Raw genomic sequence first — 22,335 nt, 5'->3', positions numbered from 1 at the left:
CAACCGAACCCACAAAGGACGGCTCTAGCGCTTTGATTCTAAATCATCTTTGCGCTTCCAGTAGTTTCACTCGAAAGCGGGTGCTCTAGGCGAACTGGCTTGCCGGGTCCCGGCAACAAACTGCCAGACACAATCTGAACTCGCGAACGCGCCCTGCAAGCCCGCGCGGCGCTCTCGCACACCTTAAAAACATGGACAAAAGGAAATCGACGATGCTCGGTCCGGCGCTTGCGCGTTATCTTGCCAGACGCAACATCCATTACGGCTGGGCTGTCGCCGCCGTCACCTTCCTCGTCATGCTGTCGACCGCCGGCGCCATGGGCTCGGCCGGCGTGCTGATCAAACCACTTGAAACCGAGTTCGGCTGGTCCAATGCCCAAATCTCCTTGGCACTGGCGATCCGGCTTTGCCTCTTCGGCCTGCTCGGCCCCTTCGCCGCATCCTTCATGAACCACTTCGGCGTACGTCAGGTCGTTTCGACAGCGCTCGTGCTGATCGTCTCCGGCATCGTCGCCTCCTTCTACATGACGGAACTCTGGCATCTCATCGCGATCTGGGGCGTGGTGCTCGGCGTCGGCACCGGCATGACGGCCCTGGTGCTCGGAGCGACGGTCGCAACGCGCTGGTTCGACAAACGGCGCGGGCTCGTCGTCGGGCTTATGACCGCCAGCAACGCCACCGGCCAGCTGGTCTTCCTGCCGCTGCTCGCCTCCCTCACCGAAGCGATCGGCTGGCGCTCGGCTCTGACGCTGATCATCGTCATCCTCCTGGCAGCCTTCACGCTGGTCCTATTGCTGATGCAGGATCGCCCAAGCGACCTTGGCCTCGCGCCCTTCGGTTCGAAGCAGATGGTGCCGGCGCCGCCGAAGGCAATGAATTTCGGGGCCCTGCTGATGGCGCCGATCCGCGCGCTTTCCGACGCCGCGAAGACCAACACCTTCTGGGTGCTGTTTGCCACCTTCTTCGTCTGCGGTTTCAGCACCAACGGCCTGATCCAGACCCACTGGGTCTCGATCTGCGGCGATGTGGGTATTGCTCCCGTCGCCGCAGCCAGCCTGCTGGCGCTGATCGGCGTGTTCGATCTGATCGGGACGATCGGCTCCGGCTGGCTGTCGGATCGCTACGACAACCGCTGGCTGCTCTTCTGGTTCTACGGACTGCGCGGCCTGTCGCTGATGTTCCTGCCGTTCAGCGGCTTCAACATCTACACGCTGTCGATCTTCGCGATATTCTACGGTCTGGATTGGGTCGCAACCGTGCCGCCGACCGTGAAGCTCGCGGCCGAACGCTTCGGTCCGGAACGGGCAGCGCTTGTCTTCGGCTGGGTTTTCACCGGCCACCAGCTCGGTGCCGCCAGTGCGACCTTCCTCGCCGGCGCCAGCCGCACGTCGCTTGAAACCTATACGCCGGCGCTGCTCGCCGCAGGCATGCTCTGCATCGTCGCCGCCCTGCTGGTACTGACGATCGGTCGGCGTCAGCCGGAGGCACTGGCACCGCAGCCGGCTTGAGTCCTTCTGCCGGTTGCATCAAAAAGGGCGGGCTGCCAGTGGCAGCCCGCCCTTTTAGTCTGAACCTGGAGACCGACGAGGGTCAGTGCGCGAACTCGGTCACGAATTCCGGATTGCCACGGATCGTGTTGCTGACGGTGCAGATCTCGTTTTCGGCCGCTTCCGCGATCGCATGGCGGACCGCATCGTCGAAATCGCCCTTGATGTCGAAGACGATGTTGAATTTTGCCACGCGAGACAGCTCGTCATGGGCCTTCTCGCCCGTCACCTTGGCGCTCACTTCCGTCAACCGGTCGAGCACGCCGAAGCGGCTCGCGGCAATGCGGGCGCTGAGCACCAGGCAGCTTGCAAGCGACGCATAGAGCAGGTCGAGCGGGCCGTAGCCCGCCTGCGACGGGCCGGTGACGATATCGAGCTCGCCGCCGGTCACCGAGGTCACATGCGGAAACCCGGTCTTGCCGACCACGGCCGTCGCTCCGGTTTCCCGCGTCCTCACCTTCACATCCGCCATTTCACAAAACCTTCCCAGAACTTCCAAAACCGAACGGTAAAAACACGTCGCCCTGGGCCGCAAGGGCCCAGGGCGTTTGATATGTGCGCCTTTTAGGATCGGCGCAAGGGCGATCGCGGGCGGATCAGTTCTTCTTCACCAGGCGGTAGAAGACGAAGTCCGAAGTGGCGCCGTTGACGTAGCCTTCGACCTTGTCCTTCATCGCGACCTGGGTCGCTGCCTGGAACATGATCACGATCGGCGACTTTTCCTGCACCTTGCGCTGCAGGTCGACGTAAAGCGCGTCGCGCTTGGCCGGATCGGCTTCCTTGAGGGCTGCCTTGGTCGCTTCGTTAAGTTCTGCCGGAACCGCCCAGCCGTTACGCCAGGTGGTGGTCGACTGATACTTGTCGTCGGCATTGTCTTCGTTATAGGCGAAAGCCTTGGCGTTCGAATGCGGGTCCATGAAATCCGGGCCCCAATAGAGCAGCATGGCTTCGTGGGTGCGCGCACGGTACTTGGTGATCACCTGGCTGCCGGTGCCCGGGACGATCTCGAAGTTGATGCCGGCTTCGGCAAACGAAGCCTGCAGCGACTGCGCCATGTCGGTGAACGGCGTCGAATTGATGACGTCGAGCGTCACCTTGATCGGCGTCTTGATACCGGCGTCGGCGAGGATCTTCTTCGCCTTTTCGACGTCGTAGCTGTAAGGGGTTTCGTCGAGCGAGCCCGGGAAGCCCTTCGGCCAGAAGGCCTGGTGCACATCCATCTGCCCCTTGAGGAAGCTCTCGGTCATGCCCTTGTAATCGACGAGGTAGCGCGCGGCTTCCCAGACGGCTTCCGGCTGAAGCGCCGCATTCTTCTGGTTGAACGACAGGAAGTGCACGGCCGCCTGCGGATAGGATTCGACCTTCACGCCATCCTTGCCTTCGAGTCCCGACACCTGGTCCGGCGTCAGGTTCTTCGCCATGTCGACGTCGCCCGTCTGCAGCATCAGCTGCTGGGTCGCGGCTTCGGCCACGTGACGGATGATCACGCCCTTGAGGGCCGGGGCGCCGCCAAAATAGTTAGGGTTGCTCGCAAGGTTCAGGAGTTCGCCGGCGCGGAAGGCCTTGAGCACGAAGGGACCGGAACCGGCCGAATTGGCCTTCAGCCAGGCATTGCCATAATCGCCGTCGGCTTCGTTCGACTTCACGGTTTCCGCATCGACGACCGAAGCCGGACGGGCGGCGAGAACGTTGAGAACGAAGGCTGACGAGAAGTCGCCTTCGTACTTGATCGTGACCTTGTTGCCGTCGGCTACCACCATCTTGTCGATGTTTTCAGGCGTCCAGCCGAGCTGCGTCAGGATGAAGGCAGGCGCTTTGTTGAGAACCACGACGCGCTTGAAGGAGTAGACGACGTCTTCGCCGCGCAGCGGGTTACCGGAGGTGAAGGTGACGCCGTCACGCAGCGTGAAGGTGATCGTCTTGGCGGCATCGTCGGCGGTCCATGCGGAGGCGAGACCCGGCGCCAGCTTCTTCACGTCGGGCGCATCATACTGCACCAGGCGGTCATAGGTCTGGGTGACGTATTCGCCCGAGGAGAACTCGTAGGCCTCAGCCGGGTCGATGCTGACGATGTCATCGATATTCTGGGCAACGACCAGCACGTCCGCCGGCGTTTCGGCGAGTGCGGCCGGTGCCACGCTCATCATAAGGGACGCCGCGAAGACCGCGGCCTTGAACATTCTCATCATCATTCTCCTATTTTCGATGAGGCTTGGTTTTTGTCGGTGCCGGCTTCAGCGCCGATTGCGGCGCCCCGGTCTCGTTGGATTGGGATGCGCGCAGTCGGAAGAGCGGCAGCGTGCCGGTCCAGATCAGCCGCACGGGTGCGGCGGTCTTGTTCCACCAGTAGTGCGGCTGGATGCCGCGAAAGTGCAGGCCGTCCCCTGGCGAAAGCATCGTGTCATCGCCATCGAGCCCGAACAGAATCTCTCCCTCGAGCATGTAGACGAGCTCTTCGCCCTCATGGCTGAAGACCTCCGAACGGTGCCCCGGCGGAATGGTGATGACGAAGCTCGAAAGCTGGTTGCCGGCAAAATCCGCGCCGATGCGCTCATAGGAAACCGGCGAACCGCCGACCGAAAACACCATGCGCCCTTCGGCGCGTGAAAGACCGGTGTCGATCGCCGGCGCCAGGATGAAATGGTTCAGTTCCGCGCCGAGCCCTTGAGCGATCTGCGCCAACGTGCCGAGCGATGGCATGGCAAGATCGCGCTCGATCTGGCTCAAGTAGCCGACCGAGACGCCGGCCGCATCGCTCAATGCCTGCAGCGTCATATGCATCTGTCGCCGGCGCGCGCGCACCAGCGCACCCACCTTTGGCTGCCCTGCCCCGGACTTGCCCGAAGCGGCCTCCGTTTCCTCAGACGGATCGCTCACAGCGGTAGTTCCTCCCGTTTCCGCCTCAGTAAAATTTTTTTGATTTAAGCAAACTTATTTATATACTCCAAGCGAATTTTTGCGGTATCGACAGGTGAGACCGCAAGCGAAGAGGGATGGTGACGCCACGTGGCAAACGACAGCACGACCGCAGCAGCGCCGGCGCGCCGCGCCGCCAGACCAAGCCGAAACCGGCAGCGTCTCACGTCATTGGCAGGCTTCTTGATCACGCTTGCGGTGACCTTCCTCGGCCTGCTCGCCATCACCTTCTTCATCGGCCGCATCGTGCCGATCGATCCGGTTCTGGCCGTCGTCGGGGACCGAGCGCCGGTCGCCGTCTATGAGCGGGTCCGCCAGGAGATGGGCCTCGACCAGCCGCTGATCACCCAGTTCGTCAGCTACGTCGGCGACGTCGCCACCGGCAATTTCGGCACCTCGGTTTCGACGGGTAAGCCGGTTATCGAGGATCTCGCCCGCGTCTTCCCGGCGACGCTCGAAATGGCGACGCTCGGCATCATCTTGGGCGTGCTGATCGGCGTGCCGCTCGGCGTTTTCGCCGCCGCCCGCCGCGGCTCGTGGCTCGACCAGGGCATCCGCGTCATCGGCCTGCTCGGCTATTCGGTGCCGGCCTTCTGGCTCGGTCTCGTCGGCCTCGCGATCTTCTATGCGCGGCTGAATTGGGTCGGCGGCCCCGGCCGCGTCGATATCTTCTATGACGGCATGGTCTCGCCGGTCACCGGCCTGATCCTCGTCGACAGCATCATCGCCGGCGAATGGGAGATCTTCCGCAACGCCGTCTGGCACCTGATCCTGCCGGCCTCCTGCCTCGGCTTCTTCTCGCTTGCCTATATCGCTCGCATGACGCGGTCCTTCATGCTCGACCAGCTGAGCCAGGAATATGTCACCACCGCGCGCGTCAAAGGCGTGCCGGAGCGCCTCGTCATCTGGCGCCATGCCTTCCGGCCGATCCGCGTGCCGCTGATCACCGTCATTGGACTTTCCTATGCCGGACTGCTCGAAGGCTCTGTCATGATCGAGACGATCTTCTCCTGGCCCGGCATCGGCAACTACCTGACCGTCGCCCTGCTCAACGCCGATATGGCGGCCGTGCTCGGCTCGACCCTCGTCATCGGCGCGGTCTTCATCGGCATCAACAAGATTTCGGACGTGCTCTATCGCGTGCTCGATCCGCGTGCACGCTAAGAGGAGGCGGACATGACCACATTTCGCGACTGGCTGATCGACGACAGCCCCGCCTCGCCGATGCAGGCGCGCCTCGGCCGCTTCTATCGCATCTTCGGCGCTCTGATGCGCAATCCGCTCGCCGTCGTCGGCGCCGTGATCATCCTCGTCTTGGTGCTGACCGCGCTCTTCGCCCCGTGGCTCGCCACCCATGATCCGCTGCGCCAGTCGCTCGGCGAGCGCCTGCTGCCACCGAGCGTCGCCCACTGGATGGGAACCGACGAACTCGGCCGCGACATCTGGTCTCGCGTCGTCTACGGTTCACGCATTACGCTGGCGATCGTCACGCTGGTCGCCGTGCTCGCAGCACCCGCCGGTCTCGTCATCGGCGTTGCCGCCGGCTATTTCGGCGGCTGGGTCGATCGTATCCTGATGGGCATCACCGACATCTTCCTGTCGCTGCCGAAGCTGATCCTGGCGCTCGCCTTCGTCGCCGCCCTCGGCCCCGGCATCGAAAACGCGATCATCGCGATCGCGATTACCTCCTGGCCCGGATACGCCCGGGTGGCGCGTGCCGAAACGCTCACCTTCAAGAACTCGGAGTTCATCTCGGCGGTTCGCCTGCTCGGCGCTTCCAGCCTGCGCGTCAATCTCGGCCACGTGCTGCCGCTCTGCACCTCCTCGATGATCGTCCGCGTCACGCTCGACATGGCCGGCATCATCCTGACCGCCGCCGGCCTCGGCTTCATCGGCCTCGGCGCCCAGCCGCCGCTGCCCGAATGGGGTGCGATGATCTCGCGCGGCCGCTCGTTCATTCTCGACCAGTGGTGGGTTGCGACCATGCCGGGCTTTGCCATCATTCTCGTCAGCCTCGGCTTCTGCTTCCTCGGCGACGGCCTGCGTGATGTTCTCGATCCGAAAAGCGGGGAGCAGCGCTGATGAGCAATCTTCTCGAAGTCGAAAACCTGCGCGTCACCTTCCCGACGCCCCGCGGCGACCTCGAAGTCGTGCGTGGCATCTCCTTCACGCTTGGCCGCGAACGCCTCGGCATCGTCGGCGAGAGCGGCTCGGGCAAGTCGATGACCGGCCGATCGATCCTGCAGCTCATCCGGGCACCGGGCCGGGTCACCGCCGACAAGCTCGTTTTCGACGGCGTCGACCTCCTGAAGCAGTCCGAGCGGCAGATGCGCGCCATCCGCGGTGCTCGCATCTCCATGGTGATGCAGGACCCGAAGTTCTCGCTGAACCCGGTCATGACCATCGGCGAGCAGATCGCCGAAGCGTTGCTGACGCACCAGAAGCTGCCGCGCCGCGAGGTCAACGCTCGCGTGCTTACGATGCTGGAATCGGTGCGCATTGCAGATCCGGAACGCGTCGCCAAGCTCTATCCGCACGAGGTCTCGGGCGGCATGGGCCAGCGCGTGATGATCGCGATGATGTTGATCCCCGAGCCGGACCTTCTGATCGCCGACGAACCGACCTCGGCGCTCGACGTCTCCGTCCAGGCCCAGGTGCTCGACATCATCGACGAACTGGTGAAGCGCAAGGGCATGGGGCTGATCTTCATCAGCCACGACCTGAACCTCGTCTCCAGCTATTGCGACCGCATCCTCGTGATGAACACCGGCGAGGTGGTCGAGGAGTGCAAGGCCGGCGAACTAATGGCGGCGAAACACCCGTATACACGCGGGCTGATCGCCTCGATCCCGCGCCTCGATGAAACACGGGACGAGCTGCCGGTGCTCGACCGCAGCGCATGGGCCAAGGCATGACCGCGCTTTCTCTCAAGAACCTCGACATTTCCTATGGTGACGTGCAGATCACCCACGACGTCAATCTCGACATCGCCGACGGCGAGAGCTTTGCGCTTGTCGGCGAAAGCGGCTCGGGAAAATCGACCGTGCTGAAGGCGATCGCCGGTCTCGCGCCGGAATGGACCGGCGAAATCACCGTGCTCGGCTGGCCACGCGGCCACGGCATCGACCGGGCCTTTTCGCGCCAATGCCAGATGGTGTTCCAGGACCCCTACGGCTCTCTGCACCCGCGCAAGACGGTCGACGCGACGCTCGGCGAAGCGCTGACGATCCACGGCATCGGCGACCGCAACGCCCGCATCGAGGAGGTCATGACCTCGGTCGGCCTCGATCGCAAGTTCCGTTTTCGCTTCCCGCACCAGCTTTCGGGCGGCCAGCGCCAGCGCGTCGCCATTGCCCGCGCGCTGATGCTGAAGCCGAAAGTACTCTTGCTCGACGAGCCGACCTCGGCACTCGACGTCTCGGTCCAGGCCGAAATCCTCAACCTGTTGAAGCGCCTCAGGCGCGAGCAGAACCTCACCTTCCTGATGGTCACGCACAATCTGGCCGTCGTTTCCTTCCTCTGCGATCGCCTCGCCGTCATGCGGCAGGGCCGCATCGTCGAAGTGGGCGACGTCGCCGATTTGAAGCGCGGCGACCTCAAGGATCCCTATTCGCGCGAGCTGATGCAGATCAGCGCCGCGCATGCCAACTAGCTCGGGACAGGAAACGCGGGCGGATTTTTGCCCGCGTCCCGCGCTAAAATATCGCGTAACCCCAAGGACATAGCATGAACAGTGAACAGATCGCTGCCGCGCTGGCGGAATTCGACGCGGCGATTGCCAAGACCACCGATGCCGATGCGGTATGGACCGCATTGCAGACGCTTTGCCGCCAGGTCATCGGCGCCAAGCTCTTCACCATCATGACGGTCGACATGGTCAACGAAGTCGCCCGCCGCGGCTACACCTCGCACCCCGAGGAATACCCGACCTCCGGCACCAAGCCGATCCGCTACGACAGCTGGTTCGACATCGTGCACAAGGCGCACCAGACCTTCGTCGCCAACACCATCGTCGACATCTCCAAGGTCTTCGGCGACCACGAAACCATCTGGTCGCTCGGCTGCGGCTCGGTCGCCAACATCCCGGTTGTGGTCGGCGGCGAACTGCTCGGCACGGTCAACTGCCTCGACGTCGAGCACCACTACACGCCGGAGCGCGTGGCACTCTCCAAGCACCTGGAAATGCCGGCGAAGCTCGCCTTCCTCGCCGCCGCACGCGCCGAGCAGAAGTAAGCCAAATTCTCAAGGCCGTCCGCGATCAGCGGGCGGCTTTGCTCTTCGCCAGAAACGCTTCGATCTCCGCAAGCGTCGGCATGGCAGGCGCTGTGCCGCGGCGCGTCACCGCAATGCCGGCCGTCGCGCAGCCGAAGCGCACCGCCTCGACAGGCGCAAGGCCCCGCGCCAGCGCTGCAGAAAATCCCCCGACAAAGGCGTCCCCTGCCCCGGTCGTATCGATTACCGGTCCCGGCGCCATTGCCGGCACCAGCACGGACTGGTCGTGATTGTGATAGAGCACGCCGCGCGCGCCAAGCGTGATCAGCGCGGCCCCCGCTCCCTTGGCAAGAAGCACATCCCCGGCACGCCGCGCGTCGTCGACCGAATTGAGCGCGAAGTCGACGATGGCCGCAGCCTCGGTCTCGTTCGGCACGATATAGTCCGACAGCGGATAGATCACATCCGGAAACGGCTCCGCCGGCGCCGGATTGAAGACCGTCACGACGCCGGCCGCGCGGGCGATTTCAAGCGCGTGCTGGGCGGCCGCAGCCGGCTGCTCCAGCTGGGTGACGAACACCCGCGACGTCTCGATGGTTTCGCGCGCCGCCTCGACATCGCCGACGTCGATCGCACCGGCAGCGCCGGGATAAACGATGATGGCGTTCTCGCCGTTCTGGTCGTTGACGTAGATGAAGGCGGCACCGGTCGGCAGATCGTCCATCAGCACGATTTTCGTCGTGACACCTGCGTCCTCATAGGTGCGCAGCGCCATGTCGCCGAATGTGTCTCGCCCCAGCCGCGAGATGAAGGCCACCGGGCTGCCGGCGCGCGCGACAGCCACCGCCTGGTTCGACCCCTTGCCGCCGGGACCGACCGAGAACCCGCTGCCGATGATTGTTTCGCCGACCGCCGGCATCCGGCGTGCGAGGTAAGCCGTATCCGCAACGAAGATCCCAAGTATCGAAACGCCAGCCTGCATCGTCTGCACTTCCTCAAAAAATATCTGCGGCCGCGCAATGGACGCAACCGAATGTCGTTGGTTGAAGGGAGGTTCGGCGCGGGCGCCCCGAAGGCGTCACGCTACGGGTGGAATGACCCCCTTGGTGAGAAGGAAGCAGCCATAAAAGCGGGTTTCTCCGGTAACGATGACGCAATAGGTCTTCTTCGCTTCCTCGTAGAAAGCAAAACGCTCGATGCCGTAAAGCGGCGCCGACTTGCCCTCTGCCCTGTCCACCACAGCCTGAACCTCCCGCTGGACGGCCGGAAGCTCATCCGGCGCGCCCATCACTTCCATCCGGCCGACCGAAGGTTGTAACGGGGTATCCAGCGGCAGAACGGAAAGGACCGCCTCCATCGCCCGCGCGGCGGACACATTGTCGATCCGCAGCAGCTTGCCGATCACGGATTTACGCGCGACGGCATCGGCTGGAAAATTCGTATCGACGATCGCCAGTGTGTCGCCATGCCCCATGGCGCGAAGTGCGTGCAGCACGTCGGCATTGAGGGCGGGATCGATATTCTTGAGCATTCATTCCTCCTCCGGCACCGGTGACCATGCCCGGCGCAAATCTCCCTCGTGCGCGCAGAGGGAAAGCCGCCTCCCCCCACGCAAGTGCCCGCGAGCGGGCTCCCTCCGGCCCGCGCGGAGGATCCGCTACTCGCCGTAGGGGATCCAGATGTTCTTGACGTCGGTCGCGCGGCGCAGATAGGCCGGGCCCTCCGCCGCGTCGCGATCGAGCCAGTTCGTCGCCTTGCCATAGTCGACAAAGGTGCGCTTCAGATTGCCGACCGAGAGCTTCTCGACCAGCGTCGAGAGCTCCGGTGAACCGAAAGCCCAGAGCGCGTCTACATCGTTGTGGCTTGCCAGCGTCTTTGCCAGTTCGATTGTCGAACCGGTGACGATGTTGACGACGCCGGCCGGGACATCGGAGGTTTCCAGCACCGTATAGAAATCGGTTGCGGCCAGCGGATGCGGTTCACTTGGCACGACGACGACGCGGTTGCCGGTGGCGATCAGCGGCGCAACCATGCTGATCATGCCGAGAAGCGGCGCTTCCGGCGGGCAGACCACGCCGACGACACCGATCGCCTCGGGTATGGCGAGCGCGACGCCACGAAGCGGCGGCTGGTGGATGGCCCCTTCGTACTTGTCGGCCCAGGCACCATAGGTGAAGAGGCGCGCGATCGAGGCTTCGACCTCCGCCTTGGCGTTGCCCGCAGACGCACCGGTCATGTCGGCGATACGGTCGGCAAACTCATCGGCGCGGCCGCTCAGGTTTTCGGCTATGTAATAGAGGATCTGCGCGCGGTTGTGCGTCGTTGCCGACGACCAGGCGGATGCGGCTTGCGCTGCCACGACGGCGTTGCGGATATCCTTGCGGTTGCCCTCCCCGACTTCGCCGAGCACCTTGCCCTTGGGCGAAAGGACGCTGCGGTTGTAGTTGCCATCGGGCCGCGCCTGCTTGCCGCCGACGAAGAGCTTGGCGGTGCGGTCGACATCAGGCATGGCGAAATCGCCGGCGACGGGCTTCAGCGCCGGTTCGGTGACGGCGGGCCGCAGCTTGCGACCGAGCCAGGCCTTCGGCTTCAGATATTCGTAGCAGCCTTCACGGCCGCCCTCGCGGCCGAAGCCGGACTCGCGCTTGCCGCCGAAACCGGCGGACGCGTCGAAGAGATTGGTGGCGTTGACCCAGACGACACCCGCGGCGAGCTTGGCCGCGACATGCAGGGCCAGACCGATCGTCTCGCTCCAGACGCTGGCCGCAAGACCGTAGCGCGTGTGGTTGGCAAGCTGGATAGCCTCTTCCGGGGTGCGGAAGGTCATGGAGACGGCGACGGGCCCGAAGATTTCTTCGGTCGCAACGATCGATGTCGGCTGCACGCCGGTCAGAAGCGTCGGCGGATAGAAGCTGCCGCCCTTCGGCAGTTCGATCTTCGGCTGATGCAGGGCAGCGCCTTCGGCAACGCCCTTGGCAACGAGGCTCTCGATCCGCTGCAGTTGCACCGGAGCGACGATCGCCGCCATGTCGATCGCCTTGTCGAGCGGATGGCCGACGCGCAGCGTCTGCATGCGGCGCTTCAGCCGCTCGTAGAACAGCGGTGCCACGCCTTCCTGAACGAGGATGCGCGAGCCGGCGCAGCAGACCTGGCCCTGGTTGAACCAGATGGCATCGACGACACCTTCGACGGCGCCGTCGATATCGGCATCGTCAAAGACGATGAACGGCGACTTGCCGCCAAGTTCGAGCGTGAGCGACTTGCCGGTCCCGGCGGTGCGTTCGCGAATGAGGCGCCCGACCTCGGTCGAGCCGGTAAAGGCAATCTTGTCGATGTCGGAATGTTCGACGATCAACGCCCCGGTCTCGCCTTCGCCGGTCACCACGTTGAGCACGCCGGCAGGCAGACCAGCAGCGGCTGCGAGTTCGGCAAAGAGCAGCGCCGTCAGTGGCGTGAATTCTGCCGGCTTGAGGATCACGGTGTTGCCGAGCGCCAGAGCGGGCGCGACCTTCCAGGCAAGCATCAGGAACGGGAAGTTCCACGGAATGACCTGGCCGACGACGCCGACCGGCACCTGATCGGCAAACTCGGTTTCCTGCAACTGCGCCCAACCGGCATGGTGGTAGAAATGGCGGGCCGCAAGCGGCACGTCGATGTCGCGGGTTTCGCGGATCGGCTTGCCGTTGTCGAGCGCCTCGACGACCGCGATCAGGCGCGCATGGCGCTGGATCATGCGGGCGAGCGCATAGAGATGGCGGGCGCGGGCGTGGCCTGGCAGCTTCGCCCAGGGACCTTGCGCCTTGCGGGCGGCGGCAACCGCATCGTCAACGTCCTTCGAGCCGCCGAGCGCGATCTTTGCGAGCAGCTTGCCGGTTGCCGGCTCGTTGGTCTCGAAGGTCTTGCCGGAAGCGGACGCCACGAAGGCGCCGTTGATGAAGTGGCCGAATTCGCCCTTGTGGCGCGCCAGCCACTGGCGCGCTTCCGTGTCGGCTTCAGGGGCGGGACCATAGGACATTTCGTCAAAATACCTTGCGACGGTCATCGGGATCATCCAATCGGGTGTCGGTTGAGGGCCGAGTAGGCGCCGGTCACGTGATGCTCGAGCTGGCGCTCGATGTCGGCGAGCAGGCTCGATGCGCCGATGCGGAAGAGATCCGGCTCGAGCCATTCGCGACCGAGCTCGTCCTTCATCAGGAACTGGTAGTTCAGGATGTCCTTGGCGGCCGAGATGCCGCCGGCCGGCTTGTAGCCGACCTTGAGGCCGGTTTGCTCCTGATAGGCGCGGATCATGCGCAGCATGACGAGCGTCACCAGCAGCGTGGCATTGACGCCTTCCTTGCCGGTCGAGGTCTTGATGAAATCCGCGCCTGCCATCATGCAGACGAGCGAGGCGCGCGCGACGTTGCGCAGCGTCTTCAGGTCGCCCGTCGCCAGGATCGCCTTCACGTGGGCATCGCCACAGGCGGCGCGGAAGTCGCGCATCTCGTCGTAGAGCGCTTGCCAGTTGCCGGTCAGCACATGCTCGCGGGTGATGACGATGTCGATTTCCTTGGCGCCGTCGGCGACCGAGGCTTCGATTTCACGCAATTTGACGTCATGCGGGATGAGACCGGCCGGAAAGCCGGTGGAGACGGCTGCGACCGGGATACCCGAGCCATCAAGCGCCTCGACAGCCGTCGAAACGAAACGATGATAGACGCAGACAGCGCCCGTCGTGATGCCGCGACCGCCCATGCCGAGCGCATCGAGCAGATCCTGGCGCACCGGCTGGCGTGCCTTGGCGCAGAGGCGCTTGACGCGCTCCGTCGTGTCGTCGCCATTGAGGGTGGTAAGGTCGATGCAGGTGACGGCCTTCAAGAGCCAGGCCGCCTGCGCGTCCTTCTTGACCGTCCGGCGACCCGGCAGCGTCGCAACGCGACGCTCGGCGGCAGACAGGTTGACGCGCTGGTCCAGCACCCAGCCAAGATCCAGATCCATACCGTTGTTGCGCGGCCAGTTATGGCCCGCCGCCGGCGAATGCGCGGCCTTCGGCGCGCCAGTTTTCACAGCAAGGTCTTCCAAGCGATGCTCCTTGAACTCCCTGTCACGACCGGCCGCACTCGAGCACAGCCGCCGAGAACTCTTTTTTGTTATTTTTCTATCGAATTTTTGTTACCATTCCATCAACAACAACGAGTGTCAAGTGAGACACTGCCGTTTGGACGATTTCGTAACATTCTTGCGGACACCCGCTTCACAGGCCTGGCAACTGCGTTTCGCCCTCTTCAGTGATGATAGAGCGAAAAACGCCGATTGGCGCGAAAAAAGCCGGCTTCAGCTTGCCGATCTTGCTGAGATCGACGACCAGATGGCTCTCGCGCGCCAGCGAAATGACTTTTTGCTTCACCGACACTTCGTGAAAATGCACACATGTCGCACCACGTCCCGGGTCGACACCGGCCGCCGAGAGAAAGGCCACATTGATGCCGAGCGAATCGAGCGTCTCCAGACCTGAGTTGCCGGAGAACGACGCCGACGAGGGGTGATAGACGCCCCCTAACATAACGGTCCGCACATTCGACTTGCGGGTTAGCTTCTCTGCCACGTTCAGCGAGTAACAGACTGCTGTTATTGAATAATTTTCCGGAATGAGGTCGACGAGATATTCAAGCGTCGTACCACAATCAATGAAGATCGTCTCGTCCGGACGAATGCGACGGGCGGCATGGACGCAGGCCTCGCGCTTGGCGGCCGCATGACTGTCAGCCTCGCGCGCAAGCTCGTAGGGCGCGTCCGGTTCGATCTCGCCCGCTGGCACGATATGGCCGCCGAGAAAGGCGAACTGGCCGGGATTGTCGGCCACATCACGCCGAACCGTCATTTCCGAGACGCCAAGCAGGGCGGCGGCATCGCGCAGATGCAGAACCCGGCGCCCGGAAAGGGCGTCGGCCAGTTGGATGACTCGAGCTGTCTTGCGGCTGACCATGATTTCTTCCGTGATCGACGTGTTCCGCAGCCTCTCATGGCTCGAACAGGTTTTGTGACAAATATCACAAATCGTATCACGCAAGCAAGAGGAGGCACATTGGATGAAAGGCGGCACACGGCGACTGCCGTCGAGCAACAGTCGTTCCCGGAAAGAAAAACGGCGGACCACTCGGCCCGCCGCTCCCATTGTTCTCCGTCGCGGAAAGCCGACCGGGAAGCCATCAAACTCCGATCGGCGCCGTCCGTTCAGCCAGCCAGCCCACGGTCTCCTGATCGAGCAGACCGTCCAGTTCCTGGGCAACGCGGCGATGATAGACATCGAGCCACGTCCGCTCGGCCGTCGTCAGCAGATCGAGATCCGCCAGCCGCAAGTCGATCGGCACCAGGGTCAGGCTGCGGAAACTCAGAAACCCGTCGCCGTCATCCACCACCTCCACCTGGTTCTCGATGCGGATACCGTAGGCGCCGGCCTTGTAGTAACCGGGCTCGATCGTCGTCACCATGCCCGGCTTCAGCTCGATCTCGTTGACGCGGCGATCGAAGCGCTGCGGCTGTTCGTGGACCGAAAGGAAATGACCGACGCCGTGGCCGGTGCCGTGGTCATAATCGAGACCAAGATCCCAGAGCGGGCGGCGGGCAAAGGCGTCGAGCTGGTGGCCGAAGCTTCCCCTGGGGAACTTCAGCGACACCATCGAAATCAGCCCCTTGAGAACGGCGGTATAGGCGCGACGGATCTCGTCGCTGACCGGACCGATCGCCGTCGTGCGGGTCGCGTCGGTGGTGCCGGTCAGATACTGCCCGCCGGAATCGAGCAGGTAGACATCATCCTTCCGGATCAGCCCGTTGCTCGCCGCGGTGGCCGCATAGTGGCACATCGCGGCGTGGCCGCCGGCCGCCGAAATCGAACGGAAGCTCGGCTCGACGAAACTCTCGGCCATCTGGCGGTAGGCGAGGATGCGCTCTTCCGCTTCCAGTTCCGTCACAGGTTTTCCGCTTGCGTCCCGTTCGACGGCGCTTCCTTCGAGCCAGGCGAAGAAGCGGACCCAGGCGGCACCGTCCAGGCGGTGACAATCACGAAAGCCCGAGAGCTCGGTCGCGTTCTTGTGCATCTTGGCAAGCGTGATGGGGCTTCTGGCGAGTTGGACGGTGCCGCCGGCAGCCCGCGTCGCGTGGGCGGTCGCCGACGGGGCAAAGCCCGGATCGATCAGCGCCGTACGTCCGGCCGCCATCGCCTTGACGCGGCCCAGCAACTGGCCGGGCTCGGCAATCGCGACATCGTCCAGTTCGAAATCCGAGAGATCATTCGGCAGCTTCCGGTGATCGACCAACCATTCCGTCTTGCCGGAACGGTCGAAGATCAGGAAGGACTGCGGCATCGGGTTGAAGGCGACGTCGCGGCCACGAACGTTGAGGAACCAGGCGATATTGTCTGGCTGCGCCTCAACCAGGAGGTCGGCCCCCTGCTCCGCCAGCATGGCGGCGATGCGGCGCTTCTTGTCGGCAACGCTTTCGCCGGCATTGGCGACCGGGAAGGCGGTGATCTTGCCGAGCGGCTTTTCCGGCTGGTCGGTCCAGACCGCATCGACAAGGTCTTCCTCGACAGGCGACCAGAGGCCGCCGGCCAGCTCGACCGAACGGCTGCAATCCGCGTCCCAGGTGGAAGGCAAAAGCATGGCATTGAAGCCGACCCGTTCGCCCTTGCGCAGATTGTTCTTCAGCCAAACCTTGAGCGGCGCGTCATAGAAGTGCTCGATCGCGAAGGTGCCGAGATCAACCTCGTCGCGCACCTGCACCTGGTAGCGGCCGTCAACGAAGATCGCGGCGCGGTCACGCATGACGATCGCAACACCGGCGGAGCCGGTGAACCCGGTGACGAAAGCCAGCCGATTGTCATGCGGCGCGCAGTATTCGCCCTGATGTTCGTCGAAGCGCGGCACGACGTAGCCGTCGAGCCCGGTTTCCACAAGCTTGCGCCGCAGGGCGCCGATGCGGCCGGAGATATCCGGCCTTGCACGCGTATCCATGATGTCTTTTCCTATCGAATGAGTTTCAGGCGTCGCCGATCCTCTCGGCGAGATGGCAGGCGGTCATGCCCGATCCGACCGGACGCAGCGCCGGCTTTTCGCGGTGGCAGCGCTCGGTCGCGTGCGGGCAACGCACGTGGAAGGGGCAGCCCGGCGGGATGGCGAGCGGACTCGGCAACTCACCGGACAGTGCAGGCGCCCGACGCCGGGCACCCGGATCGAGCGACGGTGCCGCCGCCAGCAGTCCCTTGGAATAGGGATGCATCGGCTTTGAAAACAGCGCCTCGGACCGCCCTATCTCGACGATGGCGCCGAGATAGATGACCGCGACCCGGTGCGAGACGTGACGGACGAGCCGAAGATCATGCGCCACGAACAGCACCGTCAGGCCCAACTCGTCCTGAAGCTCGATCAGGAGATTGACGACCTGGGCCTGGACCGAGACGTCGAGCGCGGAAACGAGTTCGTCGGCGACGAGGCAGGTCGGCTCCAGCGACAACGCCCGCGCAATGCCGATGCGCTGACGCTGGCCGCCGGAGAATTCGTGCGGGAACTTGTCGGCCGCCCCTTCGGGCAATCGGACCAGGTCCAGCAACTCGTCGACCCGCCGGTCGATCGCCGCCCCCTCGCGCATCCGATGCACCGTAATCGCCTCCCGCAAGGTATCGCGCACGGTCATGCGGGGATTGAGCGAGGTATAGGGATCCTGGAACATCATCTGGACGCGCCTGTTATAGGCGCGCCGCCGCGTGCCCTTGAGACCGACGACGCTCTCGCCCTCGAACAGGATATCGCCAGATGTCGGCCGGTGCAGGCCGGCAATCAGGCGCGCGAGCGTTGACTTGCCGCAGCCGGATTCGCCGACGATCCCGAGCGTCTCGCCGGGCATCACGTCGAGATCGATGCCGTTGACCGCCGAGACGACCTGCTGTGGCCGCCTCGCGAGCGTGTCGGAAAGCGATCGACGCTTTTCGAACTGGATCGACAGGGCGCGCAGCGAGAGCAAGGGCGTCGTGCTTGCTGAAGTGGGCATGGTCATTGCGCCGCCTCCCGCGGTCCGAAATGTGCTTGGGCATCCTGAAGATGATGGCAGGCAACCAGGCGCGACGAACCGCTTGCTTCGAGCGTGGGCCGGAGATCCGGACATTCGCGTCCTGCGACCGGACAGCGCGCACTGAAGGCGCAGCCGGGCGGAAGCGCGTTCAGGGCCGGCGGCGCGCCGGGGATCGAATAGAGCGGCGTTCGCGGCGCAACGTCCCGCGGGATCGAGCGCAACAACCCCAAGGAATAGGGATGGCGCGCGTCGGCGATCACATCCGTCGTCGTACCGACTTCGCAAAGCCTGCCACCATACATGACGGCCACGCGATCGCAGGTCTCGGCGACGACGCCCATGTCATGGGTGACGAGGATCACCGCCATGCCGAGATCGCGGCTCAGCGACTGGATGAGCCTGAGGATCTGGTCCTGGATGGTGACGTCGAGCGCGGTCGTCGGCTCGTCCGCCAAGAGCAGCTTCGGATTGGAGGCAAGCGCGATCGCGATCATGACCCGCTGGCGCATGCCACCGGAGAACTCGTGCGGGAAATCGTCGAGGCGGTTGCGTGCGCCGGGGATACCGACGAGATCGAGCAGTTCGATCGCGCGTGCCTTCCGCGCTTTTGCGTCGAGGTTCGTATGCGCCACGAGGTTTTCCTGGATCTGCAGGCCGACGGTCAGCAGCGGATTGAGCGATGACATCGGCTCCTGGAAGATCATGGCGATCTCGCGGCCGCGGATGCGGCGAAGCCGCGCCTCGTCGAGCGGCACGAGGTCCTGGCCGTTCCAGAGGATTTCGCCGGCGACACGGCCGCGCGGCCGGATGATGCCGAGGATCGAGCGCAGCGTGATGCTCTTGCCCGAGCCGGACTCACCGACGAGCCCAAGGATCTCGCCCTGCCCCACCTGAAACGAGACATCGTCGACCGCCACCAGTGGGCGATCTTGCGGGCCGAACTCGGTTCGAAGATGCCTGACGTCGAGCACGACAGCTTTTTCCGTAGTTCCCATCTCAGCGCCCTTTCGGTCGAAGCAGATCGGCAAGCGCGTCGCCGACGAGGCTGAAGCCGAGCCCGGTCAGAACGATGGCGATGCCCGGCATCAGGCTCATCCACCAGGCCGTCATCAGGAAGTTGCGGCCCTCGGCGATCAAGACGCCCCATTCGGCAGCCGGAGGCTGCGCGCCGAGGCCGAGATAGCCGAGCGACGAACCGAGCAGGATTGCGAGCGCCATGTCGGTCATCCAGTAGACGAGGATCGGCGAAATCGCGTTCGGCAGCAGATGGCGGAAGATGATGCGGCGATCGGAGTAGCCGAGAACCCGGCCGGCGGCGGCATAGTCGTTGGCCTTCTGCGCCATGATTTCGGCCCGGGTCAGCCGGGCATAATAGACCCAGTTCACCGCAGTGATTGCCACATACATGTTGACGAGGCCGGGACCGAGGACCGCGACGATGGCGATCACCAGCACCAGGAACGGAAAGGTGATGATCGCATCGACGCAACGGCCGAAGATCACGTCGGCAATGCCGCCGTAGTAGCCGACGAAAGCGCCGGCGGTGAGCCCGATCAAAAGCGCGAAAATCGTCGCGAAGAAGGCCATCTGCATGTCGACGCGATAGGCCCAGATGACGCGCGAGAGCACATCGCGGCCGAAATTGTCGGTGCCGAAGGGATGCGCAAGGCTCGGCCCCTGCTGGATCGCATGAAGGTCGAAGGCAAGCGGGTCGTAAGGAGCAAAGAGTTGAGGGAACAGCGCAAGCGCCAGCGACAGGCCGAGAATGGCAATGCCGATCACGAAAGAAGGACGGGCGAAGGCGCGTGCCAGAAAGGCGGCCAGCCGTCCCCGCGTCCGCGAATGGGTTTGGGTGAGAACCGTCATGATTGGCGAAGCCTCGGATCGAGCCAGGACTGCACGACATCCGTCAGCAGGAAGACGACGGAGACGAGCACGGCGAAGGTGAGCGTCAGGCCTTGGATCAGCGGATAGTCGCGGGCAAAGATCGCCTCAAGCATCAGCCGGCCGACGCCGGGAATGGCAAAGACCGTTTCGGTCACCAGCGTGCCGCTCATCAGGTTGCCGATCGACAAACCCAGTAGCGTGACGGTCGAGACGAGCGCATTGCGCAGCACGTGCCTGGTCATGATGATACGCGGCGAGAGGCCCTTGGCGCGCGCGAACTGCACATAATCAGCGTCGAGCACTTCGATCAGCGAGGCGCGCAGGTTGCGCAGGATGATCGCCGACGTATAGAGCGCGACGCTCAGCGCCGGCAGGATCAGGTGGTAGAGATTGGCGAGAAAGGTCTTTCCGTAACCGCCAACCGGAAACCAGCGCAACTGCGCCGCAAGCACGGTGAGCAGCAGGAGCCCGATGTAAAAGACGGGCATGGAAAGACCGACTTGAAAAACACTGCGGATGGCGACATCGACGGGGGTGTTGACGCGCGATGCAGCGAGGAAGGCGAGCGGCCCGGCGAGGAACACCGCGAGCACGATCGCATAGAGCGCCAGGAAGATCGTCGTCGGCAACCGACTGAGAATGACCTCGGTCACCGGCGCCTTCAGCATGATCGAGCGGCCGAGATCGCCGGTCAGCGTGTTCTTGACGAAGACGAGGAACTGCATCGGCAACGGCTGGTCGAGACCGAGATTGTGCCGGATCTGTTCAAGCTGGGCATCGGTCGCCTTGGCTTCGGCCATGGCGATCGCCGGATCGCCCGGCAACAGGCGCACGAGCAGGAAGATGAAGATCATCACCAACAGGAACGTCGGGATGATCTGCAGCAGCCGTGCCACGAGATAGGAAAGTGAGGGCATGGTTCCAACCTTCAACGGAGAACCGGGCGGCTTGCCGCCCGGCTCTCGCAGATCGTTCCGCTATCAGTCGGCGCGCCAGGCTTCAGAGAAGTCATTGGCCCCGAGCGGCGTCTGGACGTAGCCTTCGATCGACTTGGAGACGGCGACGGCAAACGGCGTCTCGAACAGGAAGAGCAGCGGCGCTTCTGCCGCGTAGATCTCCTGCATGCGCTTGTACTCGTCCTTGCGCTTGGCCGGATCGGTCTCGACGTTGGAGGCCTCGAACAGCGTGTTGAATTCCTGGTTGTTCCAGCCGGTGCCGACGGCCTGGCGCTGCTTGTAGTAGCCGAGCCAGCCGGTCACCTGCGCCGGGTCGTTGACGTCGTTCGCCCAGCCATAGGTATGGATGTCGAAATCGCCCGAACGGTTCTTCTCGCCGCGGGTCGGGTTGTCGACCTGCTCGACCTTGAGGTTGACGCCGAGCGGCGCCCACATCTGCTGAAGAGCGGTAAACAGCGTCGCATCGTCGGCGCTGCCGGCAAGCGTGGTGAGCTTCACTTCGAAGCCGCCGCTGAGACCGGCTTCCGACAGCAACTGCTTCGCCTTTTCCGGGTCATAGGGGTAGAGCGCCTCGGGGCCATAATGAAGCTGGGTCGCCGCCGACATCAGCGAGGTCATCGGCTTGCCGGTGTCGAAGGTCACGAGCTTGATCAGCACGTTCTTGTCAGTCGCATAGTTCAGCGCCTGCCGAACCTTGATATCCGCAAGCGGGTTCTTCGATCCGTCCTTCTTCGCCTCGCGCGTATTGATCGGCGCGTAGACGATGCGGGTCGAGGGGAAGAGCTCCATCTTCAGGTTCGGATCGGCGCCGAGCTCGCCGACACGGGCAAACGGAATGAACTCGGCGGCGTCGACTTCGCCGGCCTGAAGCTTGAGGATGCGGGTCGCGTCATCCGGAATGACGAGGAATTCCACCCGGTCGAGATAGGGCAGCGGCTTGCCGTCTTCGCCCTGGCGCCAGTAGTTCGGGTTGCGCTCGAAGCTCATGCTCGAGCCCTGCACATGGCTCTTCATGACGAAGGGCCCCGATGTCACCGGACCAGCCGAGAAGAAGGCGCGCGCCTTTTCCTGGTCGGTCGCGCCGGCCGCCTTTTCGAAGGCTGCCTTCGGCATGATGCCGGTGTTGAAGGTCGCAAGGATGGAGATGATCGTCGGATCGGGGTTCTTGAGGGACACGGTGATCCTGTTGCCGTCGGCCGCGACCTTGTCGACCGCGCCGAGCAGGCCCGCCCAAGGGCCGAGATCGGCATTGCGTGCCCGGTCCAGCGAGAAGACGACGTCGGCGCCGGTCAGATCCGAGCCGTCGGAGAACTTGAGACCGCCTCTCAGCGCCAGGGTGATGGTCTTGCCATCGGCGGAGACTTCGTGAGCCTCGGCGAGACCCGGCACGATCGAGCCGTCGGGGCCGTTGCGCAGCAGCGTCTCATAGAGGCCGTTGACCATCCAGAGATCGGGATTGCGGTCGGCATAGACGGGATCGATGACGGTGGAGTCGTCATAGCGCGCAAATGTCATCGCGCCGCCGCGTTCGATCGCAAATGCCGAGGTGGTCGCAAGCAGCCCGAGCGTCGCGCCGAGCAGGATAGGCAGTATACGTTTCATCTCACTCCTCCTTTTGACCGCAGCCACCATCGATCGTGCGTCGAACACGCTTATTGGATATTGGATCCAATTTTTCTTAGTGTTTTTTGCCGCCGACGGATTGCCGCGAAGACGTTCTTGTAGTTCCCCTTTTCAAGAAGGCTGGCATGCGATCTGATCGGCTTGCCGAA

The 22,335-nt window shown here is 63.8% G+C and carries 20 protein-coding genes; 6 read left to right on the top strand and 14 right to left on the bottom strand.

From position 1 onward, the window contains the following. Window positions 1–212: 212 nt before the first annotated feature. On the top strand, window positions 213–1,508 hold the full coding sequence (locus XB14_RS22945; protein WP_077964443.1) for an MFS transporter: 1,296 nt from the start codon (window positions 213–215) through the stop codon (window positions 1,506–1,508). Window positions 1,509–1,590: 82 nt separating this feature from the next. Here XB14_RS22945 and XB14_RS22940 read toward each other — a convergent pair whose 3' ends face one another. The 3 genes from XB14_RS22940 to XB14_RS22930 all read right to left on the bottom strand — a co-directional run bounded on the left by XB14_RS22940 (window position 1,591) and on the right by XB14_RS22930 (window position 4,424). Beyond that, the gene (locus XB14_RS22940; RefSeq protein WP_077964441.1) at window positions 1,591–2,019 is read right to left on the bottom strand and encodes an OsmC family protein; all 429 of its coding nucleotides are present in this window, start codon (window positions 2,017–2,019) and stop codon (window positions 1,591–1,593) included. A 124-nt stretch (window positions 2,020–2,143) separates the two neighbouring features. Further along, window positions 2,144–3,733, bottom strand: coding sequence for an ABC transporter substrate-binding protein (locus XB14_RS22935; protein WP_077964439.1), 1,590 nt, complete (start codon window positions 3,731–3,733; stop codon window positions 2,144–2,146). Window positions 3,734–3,743: 10 nt separating this feature from the next. Beyond that, window positions 3,744–4,424, bottom strand: a complete 681-nt coding sequence (locus tag XB14_RS22930; protein ID WP_234804121.1) for a helix-turn-helix domain-containing protein — start codon at window positions 4,422–4,424, stop codon at window positions 3,744–3,746. A gap of 129 nt (window positions 4,425–4,553) precedes the next feature. On the opposite strand from XB14_RS22930, the gene XB14_RS22925 reads away from it, so the two are divergent. The 5 genes from XB14_RS22925 (at window position 4,554) to XB14_RS22905 (ending at window position 8,696) form a co-directional block, all read left to right on the top strand. After that, the gene (locus XB14_RS22925; protein WP_077964436.1) at window positions 4,554–5,627 is read left to right on the top strand and encodes an ABC transporter permease; all 1,074 of its coding nucleotides are present in this window, start codon (window positions 4,554–4,556) and stop codon (window positions 5,625–5,627) included. A 12-nt stretch (window positions 5,628–5,639) separates the two neighbouring features. Beyond that, window positions 5,640–6,545, top strand: a complete 906-nt coding sequence (locus XB14_RS22920) for an ABC transporter permease (RefSeq protein ID WP_077964434.1) — start codon at window positions 5,640–5,642, stop codon at window positions 6,543–6,545. Continuing rightward, the gene (locus XB14_RS22915) at window positions 6,545–7,378 is read left to right on the top strand and encodes an ABC transporter ATP-binding protein (RefSeq protein WP_034799458.1); all 834 of its coding nucleotides are present in this window, start codon (window positions 6,545–6,547) and stop codon (window positions 7,376–7,378) included. The genes XB14_RS22920 and XB14_RS22915 overlap by 1 nt, the downstream gene beginning before the upstream one ends. Next, entirely contained in the window at window positions 7,375–8,115 is a 741-nt protein-coding gene (locus tag XB14_RS22910; protein ID WP_077964804.1) for an ABC transporter ATP-binding protein, read from the top strand. The genes XB14_RS22915 and XB14_RS22910 overlap by 4 nt, the downstream gene beginning before the upstream one ends. A 74-nt stretch (window positions 8,116–8,189) precedes the next feature. Further along, complete coding sequence (locus XB14_RS22905; protein WP_143348505.1) at window positions 8,190–8,696, top strand: GAF domain-containing protein; 507 nt, start codon at window positions 8,190–8,192, stop codon at window positions 8,694–8,696. Window positions 8,697–8,721: 25 nt separating this feature from the next. On the opposite strand, the gene XB14_RS22900 is transcribed toward XB14_RS22905, so the two are convergent. The 11 genes from XB14_RS22900 to XB14_RS22850 form a co-directional block, all read right to left on the bottom strand. Beyond that, entirely contained in the window at window positions 8,722–9,657 is a 936-nt protein-coding gene (locus XB14_RS22900; RefSeq protein WP_077964430.1) for a ribokinase, read from the bottom strand. A 96-nt stretch (window positions 9,658–9,753) separates the two neighbouring features. Next, a complete protein-coding gene (locus XB14_RS22895; protein WP_077964428.1) occupies window positions 9,754–10,206 on the bottom strand; it encodes an RbsD/FucU family protein in 453 nt (150 codons plus the stop codon). Window positions 10,207–10,332: 126 nt separating this feature from the next. Further along, window positions 10,333–12,717 (bottom strand): aldehyde dehydrogenase family protein, encoded by a 2,385-nt coding sequence (locus XB14_RS22890; protein WP_077964426.1) that lies wholly within the window; start codon window positions 12,715–12,717, stop codon window positions 10,333–10,335. Between the two features lie 5 nt (window positions 12,718–12,722). After that, entirely contained in the window at window positions 12,723–13,736 is a 1,014-nt protein-coding gene (deoC, locus tag XB14_RS22885; protein WP_077964424.1) for a deoxyribose-phosphate aldolase, read from the bottom strand. A 172-nt stretch (window positions 13,737–13,908) separates the two neighbouring features. Further along, window positions 13,909–14,640: a DeoR family transcriptional regulator gene (locus XB14_RS22880; protein ID WP_077964423.1), complete on the bottom strand. Its 732-nt coding sequence runs from the start codon at window positions 14,638–14,640 to the stop codon at window positions 13,909–13,911. Between the two features lie 223 nt (window positions 14,641–14,863). Further along, window positions 14,864–16,666 carry a M24B family metallopeptidase gene (locus XB14_RS22875; RefSeq protein ID WP_077964422.1) on the bottom strand — a complete coding sequence of 601 codons (1,803 nt, stop codon included), beginning with the start codon at window positions 16,664–16,666 and terminating at the stop codon, window positions 14,864–14,866. A 25-nt stretch (window positions 16,667–16,691) separates the two neighbouring features. Next, window positions 16,692–17,699: an ABC transporter ATP-binding protein gene (locus tag XB14_RS22870; protein ID WP_419178618.1), complete on the bottom strand. Its 1,008-nt coding sequence runs from the start codon at window positions 17,697–17,699 to the stop codon at window positions 16,692–16,694. Between the two features lie 2 nt (window positions 17,700–17,701). Then, entirely contained in the window at window positions 17,702–18,715 is a 1,014-nt protein-coding gene (locus XB14_RS22865) for an ABC transporter ATP-binding protein (RefSeq protein WP_077964420.1), read from the bottom strand. A 1-nt stretch (window position 18,716) separates the two neighbouring features. Further along, window positions 18,717–19,586 (bottom strand): ABC transporter permease, encoded by an 870-nt coding sequence (locus tag XB14_RS22860; protein ID WP_077964419.1) that lies wholly within the window; start codon window positions 19,584–19,586, stop codon window positions 18,717–18,719. Then, the gene (locus XB14_RS22855; protein ID WP_077964418.1) at window positions 19,583–20,524 is read right to left on the bottom strand and encodes an ABC transporter permease; all 942 of its coding nucleotides are present in this window, start codon (window positions 20,522–20,524) and stop codon (window positions 19,583–19,585) included. Before XB14_RS22855 ends, XB14_RS22860 begins: the two co-directional genes overlap by 4 nt. A 63-nt stretch (window positions 20,525–20,587) precedes the next feature. Continuing rightward, window positions 20,588–22,165 (bottom strand): ABC transporter substrate-binding protein, encoded by a 1,578-nt coding sequence (locus XB14_RS22850; protein WP_077964416.1) that lies wholly within the window; start codon window positions 22,163–22,165, stop codon window positions 20,588–20,590. Window positions 22,166–22,335 lie beyond the last annotated feature (170 nt).

Origin of the sequence: Ensifer adhaerens (genome assembly GCF_002007205.1) — a bacterium.
Lineage (GTDB): Bacteria > Pseudomonadota > Alphaproteobacteria > Rhizobiales > Rhizobiaceae > Ensifer > Ensifer adhaerens_D.
The sequence above is the reverse complement of the archived record's forward strand: the minus strand, read 5'-3'. Positions and strand labels throughout refer to the sequence as shown.

Coding starts and splice junctions, on each gene's coding strand:
- XB14_RS22915 (WP_034799458.1), top strand. CDS start 6,545: ATGAGCAATCTTCTCGAAGTCGAAAACCTGCGCGTCACCTTCCCGACG.
- XB14_RS22870 (WP_419178618.1), bottom strand. CDS start 17,699: ATGCCCACTTCAGCAAGCACGACGCCCTTGCTCTCGCTGCGCGCCCTG.
- XB14_RS22940 (WP_077964441.1), bottom strand. CDS start 2,019: ATGGCGGATGTGAAGGTGAGGACGCGGGAAACCGGAGCGACGGCCGTG.
- XB14_RS22920 (WP_077964434.1), top strand. CDS start 5,640: ATGACCACATTTCGCGACTGGCTGATCGACGACAGCCCCGCCTCGCCG.
- XB14_RS22850 (WP_077964416.1), bottom strand. CDS start 22,165: ATGAAACGTATACTGCCTATCCTGCTCGGCGCGACGCTCGGGCTGCTT.
- XB14_RS22905 (WP_143348505.1), top strand. CDS start 8,190: ATGAACAGTGAACAGATCGCTGCCGCGCTGGCGGAATTCGACGCGGCG.
- XB14_RS22895 (WP_077964428.1), bottom strand. CDS start 10,206: ATGCTCAAGAATATCGATCCCGCCCTCAATGCCGACGTGCTGCACGCA.
- XB14_RS22855 (WP_077964418.1), bottom strand. CDS start 20,524: ATGCCCTCACTTTCCTATCTCGTGGCACGGCTGCTGCAGATCATCCCG.
- XB14_RS22865 (WP_077964420.1), bottom strand. CDS start 18,715: ATGGGAACTACGGAAAAAGCTGTCGTGCTCGACGTCAGGCATCTTCGA.
- XB14_RS22910 (WP_077964804.1), top strand. CDS start 7,375: ATGACCGCGCTTTCTCTCAAGAACCTCGACATTTCCTATGGTGACGTG.
- XB14_RS22890 (WP_077964426.1), bottom strand. CDS start 12,717: ATGACCGTCGCAAGGTATTTTGACGAAATGTCCTATGGTCCCGCCCCT.
- XB14_RS22945 (WP_077964443.1), top strand. CDS start 213: ATGCTCGGTCCGGCGCTTGCGCGTTATCTTGCCAGACGCAACATCCAT.
- XB14_RS22880 (WP_077964423.1), bottom strand. CDS start 14,640: ATGGTCAGCCGCAAGACAGCTCGAGTCATCCAACTGGCCGACGCCCTT.
- XB14_RS22875 (WP_077964422.1), bottom strand. CDS start 16,666: ATGGATACGCGTGCAAGGCCGGATATCTCCGGCCGCATCGGCGCCCTG.
- XB14_RS22900 (WP_077964430.1), bottom strand. CDS start 9,657: ATGCAGGCTGGCGTTTCGATACTTGGGATCTTCGTTGCGGATACGGCT.
- XB14_RS22860 (WP_077964419.1), bottom strand. CDS start 19,586: ATGACGGTTCTCACCCAAACCCATTCGCGGACGCGGGGACGGCTGGCC.
- XB14_RS22935 (WP_077964439.1), bottom strand. CDS start 3,733: ATGAGAATGTTCAAGGCCGCGGTCTTCGCGGCGTCCCTTATGATGAGC.